General features: G+C 69.2%; 3 protein-coding genes. All 3 read left to right on the top strand.

What is annotated here, in order from left to right:
- On the top strand, positions 1 to 948 hold a 948-nt coding region (locus E1293_RS46510), incomplete at its 5' end, for an NsdA family TPR-like regulatory protein (RefSeq protein ID WP_481726119.1).
- A gap of 97 nt (positions 949 to 1,045) precedes the next feature.
- Positions 1,046 to 1,303: a sterol carrier protein domain-containing protein gene (locus E1293_RS46505; protein ID WP_207939543.1), complete on the top strand. Its 258-nt coding sequence runs from the start codon at positions 1,046 to 1,048 to the stop codon at positions 1,301 to 1,303.
- Positions 1,304 to 1,417: 114 nt separating this feature from the next.
- Positions 1,418 to 2,185, top strand: a complete 768-nt coding sequence (locus tag E1293_RS46500) for an aminoglycoside phosphotransferase family protein (RefSeq protein ID WP_132206477.1) — start codon at positions 1,418 to 1,420, stop codon at positions 2,183 to 2,185.
- Positions 2,186 to 2,234 lie beyond the last annotated feature (49 nt).

Genomic DNA, 2,234 nt, shown 5'->3' with positions numbered 1-2,234 from the left:
ACCCCCGACAGCTCCCACACCACCGGGGCACGGGTGCCGATGCAGGTCGTTGACCACCTCGACCAGATCACCGCCGGGCTGCGGCGGATGGACGACCAACTCGGCGGCGGTAAGCTCCTGGACCTGGTCCACCAGCACCTGCGCTACGTCACCGGCCTGCTGGACCAGCACTCCTACACCGACGCCGTCGGCCGGCGCCTGCACGCCACCACCGCCGAACTGCTGCGCCTGGCCGGGTTCATCAGCTTCGACGCCGGTCTTCACCCGCGAGCCCAGCGGTACTGGATCGCGGCCCTGCACGCCGCCCACACCGCCGGCGACCGCGCGCTCGGCGCCAACGTGCTGGGCTTCTGGTCATGTCAGGCCAAAGACATCGGCCAGGTCCGCGAGGCCGTGACTCTCGCCGAGACAGCGCGATCTGGATACGGCGGAGCCACTCCGGCCGTCACCGCGATCCTGGAACTGCGGGCGGCCGAAGCCCACGCCAATGACCACGCCACCACCCCAGCCCGGCGGGCGATCGACGCCGCCTTTGACGCCCTCACCGCCACGACTGCCTCTTGGGGGCCACCGGACTGGTGCTATTGGATGGACCAAGCCCAGGCCCACGCCCAGGCTGGCTACTGCTACCTCAAGCTCGGCGACCACTCCCGAGCCCGCGCTCACCTGCGCAACGGCCTGAGTCTCCAAGATTCTTCCTACTCCCGGGAAGGCGCCCTGCGCCACGTGCTGTTGGCCACCACTTACCTGCAACAAGACCGGCCCGAGCTCGACCAGGCCCTCACTCACGGCAGCCGTGCCCTGGACGCGCTGGCGGGCGAAGTCGACTCCACCCGATGCATCGGCCACCTATCCCGCCTTGTCGACAACCTTCGCCCGTATCGCCGCAGCACCGGTGTCGCCAAGTTCGTTGACCGCGCCAGCCCAATGCTGGCCGGGATGACCTGACCTACCGCAAGACCAGTGCTTGTCGTTGCCTGGGCGGCGTGGTCGGCGGCGGCCCGGTTGAGGTTCCTCGCGCGGCGGCGGAACTCGGGTGGGTGTGGTGACGGCATGGCGAACGTCCTTCCTGATGGTCGCCGGTGACCTCAGGCAGATGGCCGTGCTCCGGGGGACCTCAGAACCGTCCTCGGCCCCCGGCCGCTGCACCCTCACCCGCCGCCAGCTCGCCGTCTGGTACGCCGGTGGCTACCGCACCGCGACCGCAGCAGCCCTCGCGGGCATGGAGGGTGCCCTGGCCGCGATCGCCGACCTCGTCCAGGCCACCAGCGACCGCGAACCCTGGCTGCCCGAGCACTTCTGACAAGGGAGGCATTCAAAAGTGCCCCGCCACCCACACGCCTCGCACCGCCCCGCGGCGATCAGATGCCGCCACCAGGCTGCGCCCTCCCGCGCTACCGCCACAAGAAATGAGAAGATGAGCGGCCCCATCGCGGTGCAGGCGATCGACATCCCGCGCCGCACTCTCGCCCAGACGGGAACGCCCGCGACCTCATCGCGATACCGGAGACGCACCCCGAAGATGCGCGACACCGCCGCCTTGCCGCCCGATCTGCGCCGCTGGGTCGCCCTCCACCTGCCGGGGGTCATCACCGCGATCGATGCGTCCTGGGAGCGCGACAATTCACAGGTCTGGCGCCTGGGCGGCGATACCGCCGCATATGTCAAGCTCAGTCCCTCATCGGCCAGCTACGCCCGCGAGACGCACGCCTACCGTCACGCCACCGCACTCGGGCCCGATCAGGCACCCCGAATGCTGGCCGCCGATCCGACCCTGCGAGCCATTCTGACCACCGCGCTGGCAGGAAGCATCGTCCGGGACCAGCCGTTCTCTCCCACGGCTGAGGCCCGCGTCCACGAACTCGCCGGCCGGCTCCTGCGCCGCTGGCACAACCACCCTGAACCCGCCTCGCCACGTGCCCGGCAGACGCTGATGGGCTCGATGACTGACCAAGCCACCGAAGCCGCCGTCTGCCTGGACAAACTCGGCGACCAACTGGACGACGACCAGCTCGCCCTGGTCAACGACGTCGCCATCCAGCTGCCCTCTCTGGTCGCCGACCTCCCGCTGGTTTACCGACACGGCGACTACTCCCCGCGGAACTGGCGGCGGTTTCTAGTGTCTGTTGCAACGAGGTTCCTGGAAGGATCTTGTTGTGCCAGGACGTCGTCTTACGCTCGCTGAGCGTGCGCAGATCGAGGTGTTGTTCGGTGCGGGCCATTCGTTTCCGCAG

This window comes from Actinomadura darangshiensis (assembly GCF_004349235.1).
GTDB lineage: Bacteria > Actinomycetota > Actinomycetes > Streptosporangiales > Streptosporangiaceae > Spirillospora > Spirillospora darangshiensis.
The sequence above is the reverse complement of the archived record's forward strand: the minus strand, read 5'-3'. Positions and strand labels throughout refer to the sequence as shown.